The following is an 18,443-nucleotide window of genomic DNA, read 5'->3' as shown; positions in this document are numbered from 1 at the left end:
CCCCGGCTCGCAAGGACCTGACCCCCTCAGGCCTCTGACAGGTTCACCCGTGCGATGGTCACTCCATGCGCACGCGGAACATCGAAGAATGGCGTCGCCCCGGGCCGACCGCCGCGCAGCGCCGGACCGATCTGTGGATCGGGCTCGGCGTCGCGGCAGGCGCCGTGCTCAACCTGTTCCTCTCACGCAGTTTCGGCATGCTGCACACCGAGGACGCGCCGGCCAGGATCGAGCAGATCGCCTGGGCGCTCGGCACCACGCTGCCGCTGATCTGGCGGCGGAGCCGGCCGGACGCGGCCGCGATCGTGATGTCGGCGCTCTTCATCGGCGGCCAGTTCCGCGGCGCGCAGGAGCAACAGGTCGCTTCGTACGCCCTGTTCGCCGCGATCTACACGCTCGGCGCGTGGGGGCCGGTCCGGCATCGGGCGCGGAACCTGCGGCTGGTCATCATCGCCGCGATGTTCGTCTGGCTGACCGTCGCGTTCGTGATGTCGTGGGACGAGATCGTCGGCGACGGGTTCGACGGCGCTTCCGGTGAGCTGCCGGCACTCTGGGCGCTGGTCTTCAACCTGTACATCGTCAACGTGGTCTTCTTCGTCGCGGTCTACCTGATGGGCGACTCCGCCTGGCAGGCGGCCCGCCGGCTCGACACGGTCGAGTCGCAGGCGGCGCAACTGCGCGCGGCCCAGGCCGCGGCGGCCGAGCGCGCGGTGATCGACGAGAGGGTACGCATCGCGCGGGAGCTGCACGACGTCGTGGCTCACCACGTGTCGGTGATGGGCATTCAGGCGTCCGCGTGCCGGCGTGCCCTGGACAAGGATCCGGCCCGGGCGCGGACCGCGCTCACCGCGATCGAGGAGGGCGCCCGGACCGCGGTGGACGAGCTGCGCCGGATGCTGGGCGCACTGCGGGCGTCGGGTGCGACGGCGGAAGCCGCCACCAGCGGCGTGGACCGGATCCCGCAGATCGCCGACAGCGCCCGGGAGACCGGGCTGACCGTCCACTTCGCTGTTTTCGGCGACCCGGTGCCGCTGCCGGACTCGGTGTCGCAGGCGGCGTACCGGATCGCGCAGGAAGCCGTGACGAACACCCTGAAGCACGCCCGCGCGACCACTCTGGACATTCGCCTCCGCTATCTGAGCAGCGAGGTGGAACTCGACGTGAGCGACGACGGAAATGCTGATAAATCGGATAAGTCCGGGGGGATGGGCCTGATCGGCATGCGCGAACGCGTGGCAGTCCACGACGGCGTCCTGGAGAACGGACCCCGATCCGGCGGCGGCTACCGGGTACGCGTGAGGCTCCCGCACACCGCCGTGCCGAAAGAAGCCATGGCAGGAGAAACCACGTGACGATCACCGTCCTCGTCGCGGACGACCACGCCCTCGTCCGCACCGGCTTCCGGGTCATCCTCGAGATGGAGGACGACATCACTGTCGTCGGCGAGGCCGCGGACGGCGAACGCGCCACCGAACTGGCCCTGAGCCTGCGCCCCGACGTCGTGCTGATGGACGTCGAGATGCCCGGCGTCGACGGCCTGGAGGCGACCCGCCGGATCGCCGCGGCCGGCGGCCCGTCGGTGCTGATCCTGACCACGTTCGACCGCGACGACTACCTGTACGCCGCACTCCAGGCCGGCGCCAGCGGCTTCCTGCTGAAGAACGGCACCCCCGAGGACCTGACCGAGGCGGTACGCGTCATCGCCGCCGGTGACGCCCTGCTCGCCCCGGCGGTGACCCGCCGTGTCATCGCCGGATTCACGGCACCGAGGCCACGTGTACCAGAGCCCACGGTGCGACTCGGTGAGCTGACCCCGCGCGAGCACGAGGTGCTGGTCCTGCTGGCCGGCGGCGCCACCAACGCCGAGATCGCCGCCGGCCTGCGTCTCGGCGAGACGACAGTGAAGACGCACGTCAGCCGGGTGCTGATGAAACTCGGTGCCCGCGATCGGACGCAGGCGGTGGTTCTCGCGTACGAATTAGGGGTTGTTCGTCCTTCGCAGGGATGACGTTCTCCAGCCGGACGACAGCGGCGCGGTCCGGCCATAGCGTTTACCCATGACCACCGTCCTCAACGTCGATGCCGTAAACCGGTCCTTCGGCGACCGGCACGTTCTCAAGGACGTGTCCTTCGCCGTGGACGCCGGCCGCCTGACCGGCTTCGTCGGCGCGAACGGCGCCGGCAAGACCACCACGATGCGGATCATCCTGGGCGTGCTCGGCGCCCAGTCCGGGGAAGCCACCTGGCGGGGCGCCCCGATCACCCGGGAGGTGCGGCAGCGCTTCGGCTACATGCCGGAAGAACGCGGGCTGTACCCGAAGATGTCCGTCGCCGAGCAGGTCGTCTACCTGGGCCGGCTGCACGGGATGAGTGCCGCTGACGCGAAGGCGCGGACCGCCACGCTGCTGGACCGCCTGGATCTCGGCCCGCGCGCCGGCGACCTGGTGGAGAAGCTGTCGCTGGGTAACCAGCAGCGGGTGCAGATCGCCGCCGCCCTGGTGCACGAGCCGGAGCTGCTGGTCCTCGACGAGCCGTTCTCCGGGCTGGACCCGCTCGCCGCCGACACCGTGGTGGCGGTGCTGCGCGAGCGTTCCGCGGCCGGCGCCGCGGTGCTCTTCTCCAGCCACCAGCTGGACCTGGTGGAGCGCCTCTGCGACGACCTGGTGATCATCGCGGACGGCACGATCCGCGCCTCCGGTCCCCGCTCCTACCTGCGTGAGCAGTACGCCCTCCCCCGGTACTCGATCGAGGTGGACGCCGACGCGGGCTGGCTGCGCGACGAACCCGGCGTGACGCTGGTCGAGCTGGACGGCCCACGTGCCGTCCTGGACCTGACGCCGGAGACGGACGACCAGAAAATCCTGCGGGCCGCCCTGGACCGCGGCCCGGTCCGGTCGTTCGGCCCGGTCCGCCCCTCCCTCGCCGAGATCTTCCGAGAGGTCATCCAGTGACAACCTTCGAGGCCACCCGGCTGGTCGCGGCCCGTGAGCTGCGGACCAAGCTGCGGGACAAGGCGTTCCTCTACAGCACCGCGTTCTTCCTGGTGATCGTGATCGCCTCGATCGTGCTGCCGGCGATCCTCGGCGGCGGACCGACGAAGGTGGCGACCGCCGTGCCGGCCGCGACCGCACCGCTGCGGCAGGCCGGGTTCGAGGTCGTCGAGGTCACCGACGTCACTGCCGCCGAGCGGCTGCTGCGCGACGGCGAGGTGGAGGCCGCTGTCGTACCCGGGCCTGAGGTCCTCGCCATGGAGGAACCGCCGTCCGAGGTGGTGGCGGCGCTCAGCGTCGCCCCGCCGGTACGCCTTCTCGAAGCCGGCGACCTGGACCCGTTCCTGAAGTTCCTGATCCCGTCGATCCTGGCGATGCTCTTCTTCATAACGTCGTACACGTACGGCCTGCAGATCGCGCAGAGCGTCATCGAGGAGAAGCAGACCCGGATCGTGGAGATCCTGGTGTCCAGCGTCTCGGTGCGGGCGCTGCTGGCCGGCAAGGTGGCGGCCATGACGCTGCTGGCGTTCGGTCAGATCGCCCTGCTCGCACTCGTGGCGTTCGTGGGCATGAAGGTGACCGACGTGGACACCGGCGTGGTGAACGCGGTCGGCCCGGCGCTCGGCTGGTTCCTGCCGTTCTTCGTGCTCGGCTTCCTGATGCTGGCGACGGTCTGGGCCGGTGTCGGCGCGCTCGCCTCCCGGCAGGAGGAGATCACCAGCACGTCGTCGCCGGTGCAGATGGCCGTGCTGATCCCGTTCTTCGCGGTGCTGTTCCTGCAGGACAACGCGGAGGCGCAGCGGATTCTGTCGTACATCCCGTTCTCGTCGCCGATCGCCATGCCGATCCGGACGTTCAACGGTGACGCGGCGGCCTGGGAGCCGCTGGTGTCGCTGCTGATCCTGGCGGTCACCGCGGTGCTGCTGCTGGCCGCCGGCGCCCGGATCTACCAGGGTTCGCTGATGCGGACCCGGCAGAAGACGTCGCTGCTGGCCGCCTGGAAGAACGCCTAGGCGACCCGGCGGACGATCGCCAGCAACGACTCCTCCACGTCGGCGATGTCGCGGTCGGGCTGGAACACCAGCCAGTCCACCGCGACCACCAGCCCGACACCGAAAAGCGCCGCCGACGCCACCCGCACGTCCAGCTCAGCGGGCAGGTCGCCGGAGTCCACGCCGGACTGAACGGTCTCGGCGATGACCCCGATGGCCTGCTCGCGGAGCAGGATCAGGGTCTGCTGCCACTCCCGGTTGGTACGCCACATCTCGGAGAGCAGCAGCTGGGCGAAGGCCCGATAACGCCGGATGTACTCCAGCTGGGCGTGGACCAGCGCCCGCACCGCGTCCCGGGCCGGCAGCCCGGCGACCGCGGTGCGGAACTCCTCGGTGAGCAGCCCGACACCGTGCCGGAGCAGCTCCTCGAAGAGTTCGTTCTTCGACTTGAAGTTGTAGTAGACGGTCCCCTTGGCGACGCCGGCGCGCAGCGCGATGTCGTCGACAGTGGTCGCCGAGAAACCCTGCTCAGCGATCAGCTCCACCGCCGCCTCGAAGAGCCGCTGACGGCTGTCGAGACGCCGCCGGCTCCGGCCGTCCGCACCTGCGAGAGAACCCACGGGAGAACCCTAGAGGACCAGTTCGGGGTGCAGGTCCGCGGCGGTCATCCGCCGTTTCCGGCCCGCGAGCACCACGGTCAGCAGCGCGGCGGCCAGCCCGAACCCGGCCAGGATCAGCGCCGCGTGTGCCACGGTCGTGCCCGACCCGCCGTCGATCGAGTGCCGCATCGCCTCGACCACGTACGTCATCGGCAGCAGCGGGTGGATGGCCTGGAAGATGCCCGGCGACGTCTGCACGGGGTACGTCCCGCCGGACGAGGTGAGCTGGAGCATCAGCAGGACCAGAGCGGCGACCCGTCCGGCCGGGCCGAGCGCCGCGCCGAGCAGCTGGATGATCGCCGCGAAGACGGCGGCCGTGCCGGCCATCAGCGCGTACGTCGTCAGCGGGTGCACCGGCGAGAGCCCGAGCGCGAACCGGACCACCAGGAACAGCAGCGTGGCCTGGACCACCCCGATCGCGACGCCGGGCAGCAGACCGGCCAGGGCGACCCGGTGCGGCGGGGCGCCGGACGCCAGATAGCGCCGGTTCAGCGGCCGCAGCAGCATGTAATTGATCATCGCGCCGACCCAGAGCGCCAGGGCCAGGAAGTACGGGGCGAAGCCGACGCCGTAGGTTCCGGCCGGGTGGCGGACGACGCGGTCCAGCGAGACCGGGTCGGCCAGGACGTCGGCCCGGTCGCTGGTGTCGCTGTACGCCGGGATCTTGTCGGCGCCGTCGGAAAGCCCGTCGGTCAGCTTCGACGCACCGTCGGTCAGCTGGGTGAGGCCGGACGCGACCTGGTGCCCGCCCGTGGACAGCGTGCCGAGGCCGTCCTCGATCTGCCGGGCGCCGCTGGAGAGCTTGTAGATGCCGTTGCGCAGATCAGTGGCGCCGTCCGCCGACTGTCCGAGACCGGTGTTCAGCTTCTTCGCACCGGTCGCGAGCGAGTCCAGGCCGTTCGCGAGCTTGTCGACCTGGGTGCGGGCGGCTTTCACATCGTCGGCGAGGTGCGGTGCGGCGGCCGCGACCGCGCGGGCGTCCTTCGCCACCTGCTTGAGCCGGGCGCTGAGGCCGTCCAGATCGGCAGCGTCGATCGTGGACTGGATGCGCTGAGCGTCGGCGACCAGGTCGGCGGCCAGAACACGGGCGCGCTCGACGCCCTCGGTGTCATCCGGGAGCGAGTCCAGATATTTCTGCAATTTCCGGGCATCAGTCACGGCCTGGGAAGCCGCATCGTCGATCGCGCCGACATTCGCGGAAAGCGTGTCCGCACCCTTGGCGACGAGCAGCGCCGCATCGGCGATGGTCTGCGCGTTGTCCCGCAGCACCGGTTCGATCCGGTCCGAGACGGCATCAACCGCGTCCGCCAGCTGACGACCACCCCGCGCGGCCTCCGCCGTCCCCGACGCCAGCTGCGCGGAACCGGCCTCCAACCGCTTCAGGCCGTCCGCCAGTTCATCAGCACCAGAACCGGCTTTGTCGATCCCGTTCGCCAGCTTCCCGGTCGCCGCCTCAGCATCGTCGATCCCGCCGGAGAGACGATCAGCGCCGCCCTCCAGCTTCGCGGAACCGTCCCGCAGTTGCCCGGCGCTGTCCGCCGCCTTCTGCGTCTGCTCCTTCAGATCGGTGAACCCGATCAGCATCTGGTCGAAGTACCGCGCCGACGCACTCGACGCCGCGGCCGCCCGCACCTCGTCGAACGCGGTCCGCGCGAAGACTCCGGAAAGGTAGTTGGTGGCGTCGTCGCTCACCGCGCTGAGCTGCGCGGTCCGCGGCATGCTGCCGGCGTCCGGCGCGGTCGCCAGATCGTCCGAGAACCCGGCCGGGATCAGCAGCTCGATCTGGTATTTCCCGTCCTCCAAGCCCCGCTCCGCGTCCGCCGCGTCGACCACGTGCCAGTCGAAGATCTCCCGCTTGATCAGCTCGTCGGCGAGGTCCTGCCCGGCGCGCACGGTCTCGCCGCCGGACGCCTTCGCGGACGTGTCCTCGACGACCAGCGCCGCCGGGATGTGGTTCAGCCGGCCGTAGGGATCCCAGAACGCGTACAGATACAGCGCCCCGTACAGCAGCGGCACCACCGCGAGGACCGCCAGCGCCGCCGCCGTCAGCCGGCTGCGCAGAAATCGCTTCAGTTCAAAACCCGCGAGGGTCAGGCTCTTCATTCCCGGTCACCCTTTTCCCGGCCACCCATGTGTACGGTCGTCAGCCCCGGTTCGTCCGTCTGCGGATCGCTGAGCAGCACGATCCGGTCCACTTCGGCCGGAGCAACCTCACGTGCGGTCAGCAGCACCGCCACGCCGCTCGCCGTGATCTCGCCGAGCAGCTCCCACAGGGCGGCCCGTTCGGTGGCGTCCAGTCCCGCGTCGACGCCGTCCAGCGCGATCACCGAGGGACGTTCCATGCGCGCGAGGACCAGCCCGAGGACCTGCTTCTGATACGGCGTCAGATCCCGCCCGCGCAGCTCCGGGTCCAGCCCGTGCAGCGGCACGTCCTCGCCACGCGGCCGGCCGAGCAGGGCGAGCCTCTCGGTGATGTGCTCCGCCACGGTGAAGACCGGTTCGGGCTCCTCCACATCGGGAACATGGCCCAGTGAAGCCGTACCCACGATGTCGACCGTGCCGGCGGAAAGCCGCAGCCGCCTCGCCAGGGTGAGTAACGCGCTGGTGCGTCCGCTGCCCGGTGGACCGGTGACCGCGACCAGCTCGCCGGGCTCGACCCGCAGGTCAAGGCCGCGCACGAGCCAGCGGCGGTGGTGCCGGACCCCGGCGCCGGTCGCGGTGAGCACCGACATGTCGGCTCCCTATTTAGACTGACTGGTCAGTTCAAAAACATACCCACATGGGTACGCGTCAACATCGTCAGGTGGTGGACATCACGCGCCGCCGACCGGCAGGATCAAGGGCATGTCGATGCGATGGGGCATGACCGTGCCGCTCAGTGGCGTTCCGCTCGCGGAGCACGCCGCCGTTTTCCGGGGACTGGCCGACGCCGGATTCACCGACGTCTGGTCGTCGGAGGTGAACGGCACGGACGCCTTCACACCGCTGACGCTCGCCGCCGCGTGGGAGTCCCGGCTCAAACTGGGCACCGCGATCACCCCGGTCTTCACCCGCGGGCCCGGCCTGCTCGCGATGACCGCCGCGGCGCTGGCCGAGACCGCGCCCGGGCGCTTCCAGTTCGGCATCGGCGCCTCGTCCCCGGTCGTCGTCGGCGACTGGAACGCGGTGGACTTCACCGAGCCGTTCGCCCGCAGCCGCGACGTGCTCCGGTTCCTGAAATCCGCGCTGGCCGGCGAGACGATCGACGAGCAGTACCCGTCGTTCACCGTCCGGCGGTTCCGGCTGGAACGCCCGCCGGCGGTCCCGCCGCAGCTCCTGCTCGCCGCGCTGCGCCCGCAGATGCTCCGGCTGGCCGCCGCCGAAGCGGACGGCGTGATCCTGAACTGGCTCTCGGCCACCGACGTGGCGACCGCGCTGGCCGAGACGAAAGAGGCCGGCCCGGGGTTCGAGGTGGCCGCCCGGATCTTCGTGATCCCGACCGAGGACGCCGATTACGCCCGCGCGGTCGGCCGCCGCATGATCACGTCGTACCTGACCGTTCCGGCGTACGCGGCGTTCCACCGCTGGCTCGGCCGGTCCGAGATCCTCGACCCGATGTGGCTGGCCTGGAAAGCGGGTGACCGCAAGGGCGCGCTCGCCGCGATCCCGGACTCGCTGGTCGACGAGCTGATCGTGCACGGCACACCGGACGAGTGCCGCACCCGCGTCGAGGCGTACGCCCGGGCCGGCGTGACCGTCCCGGTGATGGCCCTGATGCCGACGCCGGAACTGGAGCGCGGTGGCGCTGCCGCCCTGGGCGAGCTGATCACCGCCCTGGGACGCTAGCCGTCCAGCGCTTCGCGGAGGCGTTGCAGCAGCTCGGGCTGGGCGAACGGCTTCGTGATCAGGATGGTGCCGGCGTCCAGAGTGCCGCCACCGGTGATGAACGGCTGGGCATAACCGGACATGAAGACCACCGGCATGCCCGGCCGGATCCGGCGGATCTGCTCGGCGAGCTCCTGCCCGTGCATGTGCGGCATGATCACGTCGGTGAGCAGCAGATCCGCCTCGACGGCCGGGTCCTCCACGATCTTCATGGCTTCCGGGCCGCTGGCGGCAGTGAGTACCCGGTACCCGTTGCGGGTCAGGATCCGCTCGGTCACCGCCCGCAGCGCCACCTCGTCCTCGACCACCAGGATCGTCTCCCCGCCGTGCCGGAGCTGGGCCGGCGCCACCGCCGGCGCCGGCGCGACCGGCTGCTCGGCGGTGACCGGCAGCAACGCGGTAAAAACGGTGCCGGCGCCCACGATGGACTGCAGGGTCGCCGAGCCGCCGGCCTGGGTGACGATGCCGTACACCGTGGCCAGCCCGAGACCGGTGCCCTGGCCGGGCGCCTTCGTCGTGTAGAACGGCTCGAACACCCGCTCCAGCACCTCGGGCGGAATCCCGGTCCCGGTGTCGCCCACTCGCAGCCGGACATGGCGGCCTCCGCCGGCGTCCTCGTGGTTTCCGGTGTGGACGGTCAGCGTGCCGCCGCCGGGCATCGCATCCCGGGCGTTCACCGCCAGGTTCACCAGCACCTGCTCGATCTGACCCGGGTCGGCGAGCACCGGCCACAGCCTCGGCTCCAGCTCCGCGTGCAGCCGGATGTGCTCGCCGAGCGTACGCAGGAGCAGTTGTTCCACCTCACGGATCACCACGTTGAGGTCGAGCACCCGGGGCCGGACCACCTCGCGGCGGCCGAACGCCAGCAGCTGATGCGTCAGCTCGGTGGCCCGCTGCCCGGCCCGCAGCACCTGCTGAAGATCCTGGGCGGCCTGCGGCCAGTCGCTGCCCGGTTCGGCGTCGGCCGCGTCCTGGATCTGTTCGGCGACGAACCCGGTGTAGTTGAGCATCACGGCGAGCAGGTTGTTGAAGTCGTGTGCCACCCCGCCGGCCAGCTGCCCCAGGCTCTCCAGACGCTGCGACTGATGCAGCTGCGCCTCCAGCCGTTCCCGCTCGGCGGCCGCGGCGAGGCGTTCGCCCTCCGCTTCCAGCCGCTGTCGCTCGGCCTGCGCCTCGATCCGATCGGTGACGTCCCGGATCGCCGCCGAGACGATCACGCCGTCCTCGGTCTCGAGCGCGGAAAGGCTGATCTCGGCGGGGAACTCGGAGCCGTCCTTGCGGCGCGCGCCGAGCGGCCGGCCCGAACCCATCGGCCGGGGCTGCGGATCGGCGAAGTACCGGAGCCGCTTGTCCGGGTGGCCGGGCCGGGCCGAGTCCGGCACCAGCACCTCGATCGGCAGGCCGAGCAGCTCACTGCGCGAATATCCGAAGAGACGCTCGGCCTGCGCGTTGAACAGGGTGATCCGGCCGTCACACGCGACGCCGACGATCGCGTCCGGGGCGGCTTCGAGCAGGCCCTGGAATTTGGCCTCCCGGCGTACCCGATCGCTCACATCCCGGACGGCCGCGACCACCATGTCCTCGGCCGCCAGCGCCGACAACGAGATCTCGGCCGGGAACTCGCTGCCGTCCTTGCGCCGGGCGGCGAGCGGGACACCGGCACCCATCGGCCGGGGACGCGGATCCCGCAGGTACTCCTGGCGGTGGCCGGGATGCTGCGGCCGGAAACGCTCCGGGATCAGCAACTCGATCGGCTCACCGATCAGTTCCGCTCGCTCGTACCCGAACAGCCGGACGGTCTGCGCGTTCACCACGGCGATGCGCCCGTCCCGGTCGACGCCGATGATGGCGTCGGGTGCCGCTTCGAGCAGACCGATCACCACAGCATCAGAAGGATTAGCCACCCCGCACCTCATTCCACCGGGGCATAGACCCGAGCCTAGGCGAGCATTCCCCCTTTCCCAGCCGATATCCCGCTTGCCGAAGATGTCAGGCTGTTCGGTATGACGTTCGAGATCAGACTGCTCACAGCGGACGATGTGCCGACGGTCGTCGATTTCTCGCTGCGCGCCTGGGCGCCGGTGTTCGCGTCCTTCGAGAAGGTGCTCGGTTCGGAGATCTACTCCCGTGTCTACCCGGACTGGCTCGCCTCACAGGCCCGCGACGTCGCCCGGGTCTGCACCGAGCACGCCGAGCACACACTGGTGGCGGTCCGCGACGGGCGGCCGGTGGGCTTCGCCGCCTCGATCCACGACAGGGAAGCGTCGAGCGGCGAGATCGAGATGATCGCGGTCGACCCGGACCACCAGCGCCGTGGCATCGCCGCGGCCCTGATCGCGCAGTCCCTGGAACGCATGCGCGCCGACGGCCTCACGGTGGCCGGCATCGGCACCGGCGGCGACCCGGGCCACGCCCCGGCCCGAGCGGCTTACGAGAAGGCCGGCTTCACCGCGCTCCCCTTGGTCCACTACTACAAAGCCCTGTAACGGCCCGCCCCAGCCGCGGACAGTCCCGGCACAGCCTCACCCCGCCAACCGGGCCAGGGACGCGGGCACACGAAAGGCGCCGACAACAGTGATGAGACCGCACCGAATGGCTGTGTGAGCTCTCGTCTCGGCCCTGGCGTGGATGAAGCCGCACCGAGTCGTTGCGTGCGACCTCGTCTCGGTGCGGCCAGGCGGCACGGCGTCCAGAATTCTCGTCGGCTGCGGCCGGGCGGCCGGCCGACGTCGCTCATCTCACCGGCCTGTCACGGAGGGTGGGCGGCCGGCAAATCGGCTGGCCTGATCTTGGAGACTTGTGGGTGATCTGACCACCACAGGTCTCCACAAAGCCAGAATTCTCCACCTTTGTAGTGACAGCGCGTCACCCGGAAGTTCGCGGACCGACCCGCTACCCCGGCCTACCCGGCAAACTCGTGCGTTCGCGGTTGATCGGGTGGCCGAACCGCACAAGATCTGCAAGACGCCTCGTGCGGCGGGAGACACGAGCTCGGGTTTGAGGGTGACCATGCAGCGGTAGCGATGGGCGCCGGGCGGCCCGGTGTGGGCAATCGGTCGCGGTGGGTGCCACGGGGGCTTGCGGTTACGCGTACCCAAAGAAGGAAAGCGCGCTCAGGAAGTCTGAGCGCGCTTTTCCGGGGGTTTTACTCACTGTCGGCGAGGATGGCGTAAAGCTTGCGCTTCGTCTCGTTGAGCACTTCCAGCGCCTTCTGGCGCTGCTCGGCGGTGCCGGTGAAACCGACCTGCTTCAGAGCACCCATGATGCCGACCGCCGCGTCGCGGAAATCCTGCACCTGGGACATGGCGTCCTCGCCGAACTGGGTCCACGGCGGGTTCTCCGCGGCGGTTTCGGCCTCGGGACGGCCGTCGGCGGTGAGCTGGTAGCTCTTGCGACCGCCCTCGGCGGTGACCTCGATGAGGCCCTCGTCCTCGAGGAGCTGGAGCGTCGGGTAGACCGAGCCGGGGCTCGGGCGCCAGATGCCGTTGGTGCGTGCGTCGAGCTCCTGGATCATCTCGTAGCCGTGCATCGGCCTTTCGAGAAGGAGCGCGAGGATGGCGGGCCGCACGTTCTGCCGGCTGCCTCGGCCACCTCGCCGGGGGCGGTGACCCGCGAAATCCGGCGGGACGAAGCCGGGGCCGCCAGGGCCGGGGCCACCGCCGAAGGGGAACCCGGGCGGGAATCCGAAGCCGCGCCGGCGGCCCTCGAACATCCAGCCGCGTCCGCCGTGGCCACCGAAACCGTGGCCGCGCTCGCCGTCGTGTGTGTACCTCATGATCTTCTCCGTTCGTTCGTCGATAGTTAGACGATATATCGGCGAACTGTCGTCGGCAAGGGTTTCTGGGATCGTTGGGTTGCGGTAGGTGTCGAGCACCCGCCATCTGGCAATCTGGTACCTGTGTTGACGGTGCCCATTCGCCAGCTCGGCGAGCCCGAGCGCCCGGCAGTCCAGCGAATCCTGGACGCCGACCCGTACGCGGGTGCCCAGATCGCCGAACGGGTGGCCTCGCACGGGCTCAACTGGTGGCGCTCGGACGGGCGGATCTACGGCTACGAACCCGCACGCCGCATCGAGTCGATCATCTGGTCCGGCGCGCATCTGGTGCCGGTCGGCGCCACACCGCCGGCCGTCGCGGCCTTCGCCGACCTGCTCGGCGCCGAGGCGCGGATCTGCTCGTCGATCATCGGCCGCTCGGAAGCGGTCCTGGACCTGTGGGACCGGCTCAGCGGCCATTGGGGTCCGGCCCGCGACGTGCGGCCCAACCAGCCGCTTCTCGTCACGGACCGAGACCCTTTGGTACGCCCGGACCCCGACGTACGCCTGGTCCGGCCCAGCGAGGTCGACCAGCTCTTCCCGGCGGCCGTGGCGATGTACACCGAAGAGGTCGGCGTCTCACCGATGCAGGACGACGGCGGGCGCGGTTACCGGCGGCGGATCGCCGAGCTGGTGAAAGGCAAGCGGGCGTACGCACGGTTCGACGGCGACCAAGTGATCTTCAAGGCCGAGTTGGCGATCATCACCCGGCGGACGACACAGGTCCAGGGCGTCTGGGTTCACCCGGACCACCGGGGGCAGGGCCTCGCCACCGCGGCCATGGCGGCGGTGGTGGCGGACGCGCTGCGCCGGGTGGCGCCCACGGTGAGCCTGTACGTGAACGACTACAACCGGGCGGCACGGCGGGTCTATCAGCGCTGCGGTTTCGTTTCGGCGGGGTCGTTCGCCACCGTGTTGTTCTGATTGCGGACCATCAGGAACGCGGCGATGCCGGCCGCCAGCAGCAACGCGCCGGTCAGGCCGATCATGACACCCCGCGGGCCGGCAATCGGGAGAGCACCCCGGCCGGCTGGGTTGACGATCAGCTCGGCTCTGTCATTCGACCTGTCGATGTCCTGGTCGAATCGCGCGCACTGACACGCCGGATTCGACTCGACCGCGCCGGTGGCGTCCACCTGAACCGTGGCGATGCGCAGCCCGAACGTCCACGTCACCGTCTCGCCGGCCGGAAAGAGCGGGCCCACCCCGCAGTAGTACTGCACGGCATCCAGATCGGTCCTGTCGTATTCGGCGACGGAGCAGGACTCCGGCACCTTCGTGACAGTGGTGCCGGACGGAACCGTCACCAGCACGACGCCGGCGGCGTCACCGGGCCGGCTTGAGTCGATCGTCGCCGGGCCGTTGTTACGCAGGCCGAACGTGGCGTCGACCACGGCGCCGGCTTCGCCGTGCACCTGCGTGCCCACCGCGGCGATGTCGGCGCCCTGCTTGCCTGTCGCGTTCACGGTGACGGCCTGCCAGCTGTCCTCCGGGTCCCCGCCGGTCCGCGGCGCACGCCCAGCGCTCGCGACGGGAGTGAGGCGGAGCGTGCCGGCCGTTGTCGCTTTCCTGTCATCGGTGTGGTCGCCGGCGGTCAGCCACTCGAATTCGCCGGCGCTCGCACCCGGCGCCATCGTGTCCTTGCGCAGTGTGAAAGGCAGGGCCACCTCGTACGTTGTACCCGGCAACAGATCATGCTCGAAGACACAGCCGGTCAGCCGGTCGTCCTCCCGGTAGACGCAGTTGCTGAACTTCTCGGCGGCCTCGAAGGCGTAACCGGCATGCGAGCGGACGTCGGCGCCGCGCACCACTTTCGCCGTGGTGTTGGTGACCCGCAGGGATGCCGTGAACGCCTCGCCGGGGGTGACGCCGAGCGCGTACGACTCCCCGGCGGCCAGATCCACGTCGTCGGCGACCGTGATGGTGACCTGGTCGGTGGCCTCGGTGACACCGTCGGCGCCGAACGTTGCAGTGAGCGTGCCGGACTCCCCCGCCACAGCGCTGCCGGAGGCTTTCAGGGCGACGCCGAAGTGTCCGGCCTCGGGGCTGGGGCCCACCTCAAGCTCGAACGGGCGGGCGCAGACCAGCACGGTGCCGGAGAAGCTCTCGCAGTACGAGTCCTCCGAGACGACAGTGACGCCGGTGAGGCCGGAGATCTCGTACCGCACGGTCGGGCTGACGAGCGTGGCGGCCGGGCTGGCGCTGAGCAGCGTCTCGATCGGGGTCTGTGCCCCCACGCCGAGCGTGACGGCGGTCAGCTCGACATCAAGGGTGGTGGCCGCGGCCGCGAGGACCGGAGTCGTCAGCGACAGGGCTGCCGCGATGGCGGCAGCCGGTCCGGCCACCAGGCGCCAGGCCGAGCGGTGGTGCATCGCGGGTTCCTCCCGTGAAAGACAAGGAGCGCATCGTAAAGACTCCTTGCCGCCACGGGAGGCCCCGCGTATGGATCTCCTTGAACTCCGTGACCGAACCGGGACTAATGGACCGTGACGGTCGGGCCGGGGATCAGGTCGCGCAGCTCCTCGGGGAGCTCGGCGCCCATCTCGTCGGCCAGCCGCAGCGCTTCCTCGACCAGCGTCTCCACGATGATCGACTCGGGCACCGTCTTGATGACCTTGCCCTTCACGAAGATCTGGCCCTTGCCGTTGCCGGAGGCCACACCGAGGTCGGCCTCGCGGGCCTCACCGGGACCGTTCACGACGCAGCCCATCACCGCGACGCGCAGCGGGACCGGGAAGCCCTCCAGCGCGGCGGTGACCTGCTCGGCCAGCGTGTAGACGTCGACCTGGGCCCGCCCGCAGGACGGGCAGGAGACGATCTCCAGGCCACGCTCGCGCAGACCCAGCGACTCCAGGATCTGGTTGCCGACCTTGATCTCCTCGACCGGCGGGGCGGAGAGCGAGACCCGGATCGTGTCGCCGATGCCCTCGGCCAGCAGCGCGCCGAACGCGACAGCGCTCTTGATCGTGCCCTGGAACGCCGGGCCCGCCTCGGTGACGCCGAGGTGCAGCGGGTAGTCGCACTGCTCGGCCAGCTGCCGGTACGCCCGGATCATCACGACCGGGTCGTTGTGCTTCACCGAGATCTTGATGTCCCGGAAGCCGTGCTCCTCGAAGAGCGAGCACTCCCAGAGAGCCGACTCGACCAGCGCCTCGGCGGTGGCCTTGCCGTATTTCTCCAGCAGCCGCTTGTCGAGCGAACCCGCGTTGACGCCGATCCGGATCGGGATGCCCGCGTCGCCGGCGGCTTTCGCGATCTCCTTCACCTTGTCGTCGAACTGCCGGATGTTGCCCGGGTTGACCCGGACCGCCGCGCAGCCCGCGTCGATCGCGGCGAACACGTATTTCGGCTGGAAGTGGATGTCCGCGATCACCGGCAGCTGCGATTTCTTGGCGATGGCGGGCAGCGCCTCGACGTCGTCCTGCGAGGGGACGGCGACCCGGACGATCTGACAGCCCGACGCGGTGAGCTCGGCGATCTGCTGCAGCGTCGAGTTGACGTCCGAGGTGAGCGTGGTCGTCATCGACTGAACGCTGACCGGGGCGCCACCACCGACCAGCACCCCGCCGACGTTGATCTGGCGGCTCTTGCGACGCGGAGCCAACGGCGGAGGGGGTACGGCCGGCATTCCCAGACTGATCGCAGTCACATTCAGCTCACTTGAAGATCGTAATGGGGTTGATGATGTCCGCGGTGACCGTGAGCACCGTGAACGCGCCACCGATGAGGATGACCGCATACGTCACCGGCATCAGCTTGTAGTAGTCGACCCGGCCCGGATCAGGCCGCCGGAAACGCTGGTAGAGCCAGGAGCGAACTCTTTCGAACCACGCGATGGCGATGTGGCCGCCGTCGAGCGGGAGCAGCGGCAGCAGGTTGAACAGGCCGATGAAGATGTTGAGCGAGATGAAGACCTGCCAGAAGACCTCGGGCACGCCCTTCTCGATCGCTTCGCCGCCGATCCGGCTCGCGCCCACCACGCTGATCGGGGTGTCCGGGTCACGCTCCTCGCCGGTGATCGAGTTCCACAGGGCGGGGACCTTTTCCGGGATCCGCGCCATGGCCTTGAAGGAGTTCTCCACCAGGTACCAGCTGAAGTCGCCGGCCGCGGGGACAGCTCCGAAGGCACCGTACGTCAGAACCGACGGCTCTTCCGTGGTCCAGCTCACGCCGGCCACCGCGACCTGCGACACCGCGCCGTTCGGGTCGTCGAGCGGGGTGCGCTCGGCGCTCACCAGGTTCACCGTGGCGGTGGCGGTCTGGCCGTCACGCACGTAGGTGAACGGGGTGGGCCCGGCGGCCGAGGAGCGGATCGCGTCGGTCAGCTGGCCGTAGTTGGCGACGTCTTTGACGCCCACCTTGGTGATCAGGTCACCGGTCTCCAGACCGGCGGCCTTGGCCGGCGCCGCCACGGCACTGCCCGTGCCGGGCACGCACTCGGTGGAGGTGTCGGCGAGCGTGGTGCGGATGCAGTCACCCACGTAGATCATCGCCGGGGCGGATCGCTGCGCCTCGGCGGTCTGCGGGATGTCCGTGTTCGGCAGGCCCACGGTGAGCGCCATGAAGTACGCGCCGACGATCGCGAGCAGGAAGTGGGTGATCGAGCCGGCCGACATCACGACGGTCCGCTTCCACACCGGGAACCGCCACATCGCGCGGTGCTGGTCCTCCGGAAGGACGTCCTCGTCCTGCGGCGTCATGCCGACGATCTTGCAGAAGCCGCCGAGCGGGATGGCCTTCAGGCCGTACTCCGTCTCGCCGCGCTTGAACGAGAAGATCGTGGGGCCGAAGCCGACGAAGTACTGCGTCACCTTCATCCCGAAGCGCTTGCCCGTGATCATGTGACCCAGCTCGTGCAGGCTCACCGAGATCAGGATGGTCAGCGCGAAAGCCGCCGCACCCAGCCAGAAAAGCATCAGGCTCCTTCAGCCACTGTCGCGATGGTCCGCTGTGCCTGGGCCCGCGCCCATGCCTCTGCGGCAAGCACGTCATCGACGGTACCGGGTTCCGCGAAATCCGGGGCCGCCGCGAGCACCCGCTCAAGGGTGTCGACGATGCCCAGAAAAGGTAGCCGACCGGAGACGAAAGCGGCCACACACTCCTCGTTGGCGGCGTTGTAGACCGCCGGCAGGCATCGGCCGGTGCGGCCCGCCTCCTTCGCCAGCCGGACCGCCGGGAACGCCTCCTCGTCGAGCGGGCGCAGTTCCCAGTTGTGTGCCTGCGTCCAGTCGACCGCCGCGGCCGCGGCCGGCACCCGGTCCGGCCAGGCCAGCGCCAGGGCGATCGGCAGCCGCATGTCCGGCGGGCTGGCCTGCGCCAGCGTGGAGCCGTCGGTGAACTCGACCAGGGAGTGCAGCACGGACTGCGGGTGGACCATCACCTCGATGTCGTCGTACGGCACCGCGAACAGCTCGTGCGCCTCGATCACTTCGAGCGCCTTGTTCACCATCGTCGCCGAGTTGATCGTGACGACCGGGCCCATGTCCCAGGTCGGGTGCTTGAGCGCTTCCTCCGGTGTGACGTTGCCCAGTTCCTCGCGCCGCCGGCCGCGGAACGCTCCCCCGCTCGCGGTGAGCACGAGACGGCGTACCTCGTCGGCCCGGCCGCCGCGCAGGCACTGCGCGAGTGCGGAGTGCTCCGAGTCGACCGGGACGATCTGGCCCGGCTTGGCGATGGCCCGGACCAGCGGCCCGCCGGCGACCAGGGATTCCTTGTTCGCCAGGGCGAGGATGCGGCCTTCGGAGAGGGCGGCCAGCGTGGGGGCGAGGCCGAGACTGCCGACGACGCCGTTGAGCACGACGTCACACTTCCAGCGCGCCAGCTCGGTCATCGCGTCCGGGCCGGCCACGATCTTGGGGATCTTGAAGTCACCGGTCGCGTAACCGCGCTTCTGCGCCTCGGCGTAAAAAGCCAGCTGCAGATCCTGTACGGCCGACGAGCGGGCCACGCCGACCACCTCGACGCTCAGCTCCAGTGCCTGGGCGGCGAGCAGCTCGATGTTGCCACCCCCGGCGCCGAGGGCCACCACCCGGAACTTGTCCGGGTTGCGGCGGACGATGTCGATGGCCTGAGTACCGATGGATCCCGTGGACCCGAGCAGAACGAGGTCGCGCATGGTGCCCAT

The 18,443-nt window shown here is 70.0% G+C and carries 16 protein-coding genes; 7 read left to right on the top strand and 9 right to left on the bottom strand.

What is annotated here, in order from left to right; all coding sequences use genetic code 11:
- Positions 1–65: 65 nt before the first annotated feature.
- The 4 genes from B0I29_RS24435 to B0I29_RS24420 are packed head-to-tail and all read left to right on the top strand — an operon-like array spanning position 66 to position 4,003.
- Entirely contained in the window at positions 66–1,352 is a 1,287-nt protein-coding gene (locus B0I29_RS24435) for a sensor histidine kinase (RefSeq protein ID WP_111651401.1), read from the top strand.
- Positions 1,349–2,008 carry a response regulator gene (locus B0I29_RS24430; protein WP_111651400.1) on the top strand — a complete coding sequence of 220 codons (660 nt, stop codon included), beginning with the start codon at positions 1,349–1,351 and terminating at the stop codon, positions 2,006–2,008. The genes B0I29_RS24435 and B0I29_RS24430 overlap by 4 nt, the downstream gene beginning before the upstream one ends.
- Before the next feature lie 49 nt (positions 2,009–2,057).
- Entirely contained in the window at positions 2,058–2,951 is an 894-nt protein-coding gene (locus B0I29_RS24425; protein ID WP_111651399.1) for an ABC transporter ATP-binding protein, read from the top strand.
- Positions 2,948–4,003: an ABC transporter permease gene (locus B0I29_RS24420; RefSeq protein ID WP_111651398.1), complete on the top strand. Its 1,056-nt coding sequence runs from the start codon at positions 2,948–2,950 to the stop codon at positions 4,001–4,003. The genes B0I29_RS24425 and B0I29_RS24420 overlap by 4 nt, the downstream gene beginning before the upstream one ends.
- Here the strand turns inward: B0I29_RS24420 and B0I29_RS24415 are convergent.
- Genes B0I29_RS24415 through B0I29_RS24405 form a run of 3 tightly spaced genes read right to left on the bottom strand, consistent with a single transcriptional unit; the run spans position 4,000 to position 7,373 of the window.
- Positions 4,000–4,602, bottom strand: coding sequence for a TetR/AcrR family transcriptional regulator (locus B0I29_RS24415; RefSeq protein WP_111651397.1), 603 nt, complete (start codon positions 4,600–4,602; stop codon positions 4,000–4,002). The two genes, B0I29_RS24420 and B0I29_RS24415, sit on opposite strands and share 4 nt — an antisense overlap.
- A gap of 9 nt (positions 4,603–4,611) precedes the next feature.
- The gene (locus B0I29_RS24410; protein ID WP_111651396.1) at positions 4,612–6,744 is read right to left on the bottom strand and encodes a YhgE/Pip family protein; all 2,133 of its coding nucleotides are present in this window, start codon (positions 6,742–6,744) and stop codon (positions 4,612–4,614) included.
- Positions 6,741–7,373 (bottom strand): ATP-binding cassette domain-containing protein, encoded by a 633-nt coding sequence (locus B0I29_RS24405; protein ID WP_111651395.1) that lies wholly within the window; start codon positions 7,371–7,373, stop codon positions 6,741–6,743. The genes B0I29_RS24410 and B0I29_RS24405 overlap by 4 nt, the downstream gene beginning before the upstream one ends.
- 130 nt (positions 7,374–7,503) lie before the next feature.
- On the opposite strand from B0I29_RS24405, the gene B0I29_RS24400 reads away from it, so the two are divergent.
- Complete coding sequence (locus tag B0I29_RS24400) at positions 7,504–8,466, top strand: LLM class F420-dependent oxidoreductase (RefSeq protein ID WP_181557969.1); 963 nt, start codon at positions 7,504–7,506, stop codon at positions 8,464–8,466.
- Here the strand turns inward: B0I29_RS24400 and B0I29_RS24395 are convergent.
- Complete coding sequence (locus tag B0I29_RS24395; RefSeq protein WP_111651393.1) at positions 8,463–10,409, bottom strand: PAS domain S-box protein; 1,947 nt, start codon at positions 10,407–10,409, stop codon at positions 8,463–8,465. The genes B0I29_RS24400 and B0I29_RS24395 overlap by 4 nt on opposite strands.
- 99 nt (positions 10,410–10,508) lie before the next feature.
- Between B0I29_RS24395 and B0I29_RS24390 the strand changes: the two genes are divergently transcribed.
- On the top strand, positions 10,509–10,991 hold the full coding sequence (locus B0I29_RS24390) for a GNAT family N-acetyltransferase (RefSeq protein ID WP_111651392.1): 483 nt from the start codon (positions 10,509–10,511) through the stop codon (positions 10,989–10,991).
- Positions 10,992–11,650: 659 nt separating this feature from the next.
- On the opposite strand, the gene B0I29_RS24385 is transcribed toward B0I29_RS24390, so the two are convergent.
- Positions 11,651–12,217, bottom strand: coding sequence for a PadR family transcriptional regulator (locus B0I29_RS24385; protein WP_245972729.1), 567 nt, complete (start codon positions 12,215–12,217; stop codon positions 11,651–11,653).
- 186 nt (positions 12,218–12,403) lie between these two features.
- Here B0I29_RS24385 and B0I29_RS24380 point away from each other — a divergent pair, with 186 nt between their 5' ends.
- Positions 12,404–13,243, top strand: a complete 840-nt coding sequence (locus B0I29_RS24380; RefSeq protein WP_111651390.1) for a GNAT family N-acetyltransferase — start codon at positions 12,404–12,406, stop codon at positions 13,241–13,243.
- On the opposite strand, the gene B0I29_RS24375 is transcribed toward B0I29_RS24380, so the two are convergent.
- The 4 genes from B0I29_RS24375 to dxr all read right to left on the bottom strand — a co-directional run bounded on the left by B0I29_RS24375 (position 13,192) and on the right by dxr (position 18,443).
- Positions 13,192–14,691 carry a hypothetical protein gene (locus B0I29_RS24375; protein WP_111651389.1) on the bottom strand — a complete coding sequence of 500 codons (1,500 nt, stop codon included), beginning with the start codon at positions 14,689–14,691 and terminating at the stop codon, positions 13,192–13,194. The genes B0I29_RS24380 and B0I29_RS24375 overlap by 52 nt on opposite strands.
- Before the next feature lie 104 nt (positions 14,692–14,795).
- Positions 14,796–15,968: a flavodoxin-dependent (E)-4-hydroxy-3-methylbut-2-enyl-diphosphate synthase gene (ispG, locus tag B0I29_RS24370; RefSeq protein ID WP_111651388.1), complete on the bottom strand. Its 1,173-nt coding sequence runs from the start codon at positions 15,966–15,968 to the stop codon at positions 14,796–14,798.
- 7 nt (positions 15,969–15,975) lie between these two features.
- Positions 15,976–17,235 (bottom strand): M50 family metallopeptidase, encoded by a 1,260-nt coding sequence (locus tag B0I29_RS24365; RefSeq protein WP_111651387.1) that lies wholly within the window; start codon positions 17,233–17,235, stop codon positions 15,976–15,978.
- Entirely contained in the window at positions 17,235–18,443 is a 1,209-nt protein-coding gene (dxr, locus tag B0I29_RS24360) for a 1-deoxy-D-xylulose-5-phosphate reductoisomerase (RefSeq protein WP_111651386.1), read from the bottom strand. The genes B0I29_RS24365 and dxr overlap by 1 nt, the downstream gene beginning before the upstream one ends.

It is taken from the genome of Actinoplanes lutulentus (genome assembly GCF_003259845.1).
GTDB lineage: Bacteria > Actinomycetota > Actinomycetes > Mycobacteriales > Micromonosporaceae > Actinoplanes > Actinoplanes lutulentus.
The sequence above is the reverse complement of the archived record's forward strand: the minus strand, read 5'-3'. Positions and strand labels throughout refer to the sequence as shown.

Coding starts and splice junctions, on each gene's coding strand:
- dxr (WP_111651386.1), bottom strand. CDS start 18,443: ATGGGCACCATGCGCGACCTCGTTCTGCTCGGGTCCACGGGATCCATC.
- B0I29_RS24405 (WP_111651395.1), bottom strand. CDS start 7,373: ATGTCGGTGCTCACCGCGACCGGCGCCGGGGTCCGGCACCACCGCCGC.
- B0I29_RS24385 (WP_245972729.1), bottom strand. CDS start 12,217: ATGTTCGAGGGCCGCCGGCGCGGCTTCGGATTCCCGCCCGGGTTCCCC.
- B0I29_RS24410 (WP_111651396.1), bottom strand. CDS start 6,744: ATGAAGAGCCTGACCCTCGCGGGTTTTGAACTGAAGCGATTTCTGCGC.
- B0I29_RS24435 (WP_111651401.1), top strand. CDS start 66: ATGCGCACGCGGAACATCGAAGAATGGCGTCGCCCCGGGCCGACCGCC.
- B0I29_RS24390 (WP_111651392.1), top strand. CDS start 10,509: ATGACGTTCGAGATCAGACTGCTCACAGCGGACGATGTGCCGACGGTC.
- B0I29_RS24400 (WP_181557969.1), top strand. CDS start 7,504: ATGACCGTGCCGCTCAGTGGCGTTCCGCTCGCGGAGCACGCCGCCGTT.
- B0I29_RS24425 (WP_111651399.1), top strand. CDS start 2,058: ATGACCACCGTCCTCAACGTCGATGCCGTAAACCGGTCCTTCGGCGAC.
- B0I29_RS24365 (WP_111651387.1), bottom strand. CDS start 17,235: ATGCTTTTCTGGCTGGGTGCGGCGGCTTTCGCGCTGACCATCCTGATC.
- B0I29_RS24375 (WP_111651389.1), bottom strand. CDS start 14,691: ATGCACCACCGCTCGGCCTGGCGCCTGGTGGCCGGACCGGCTGCCGCC.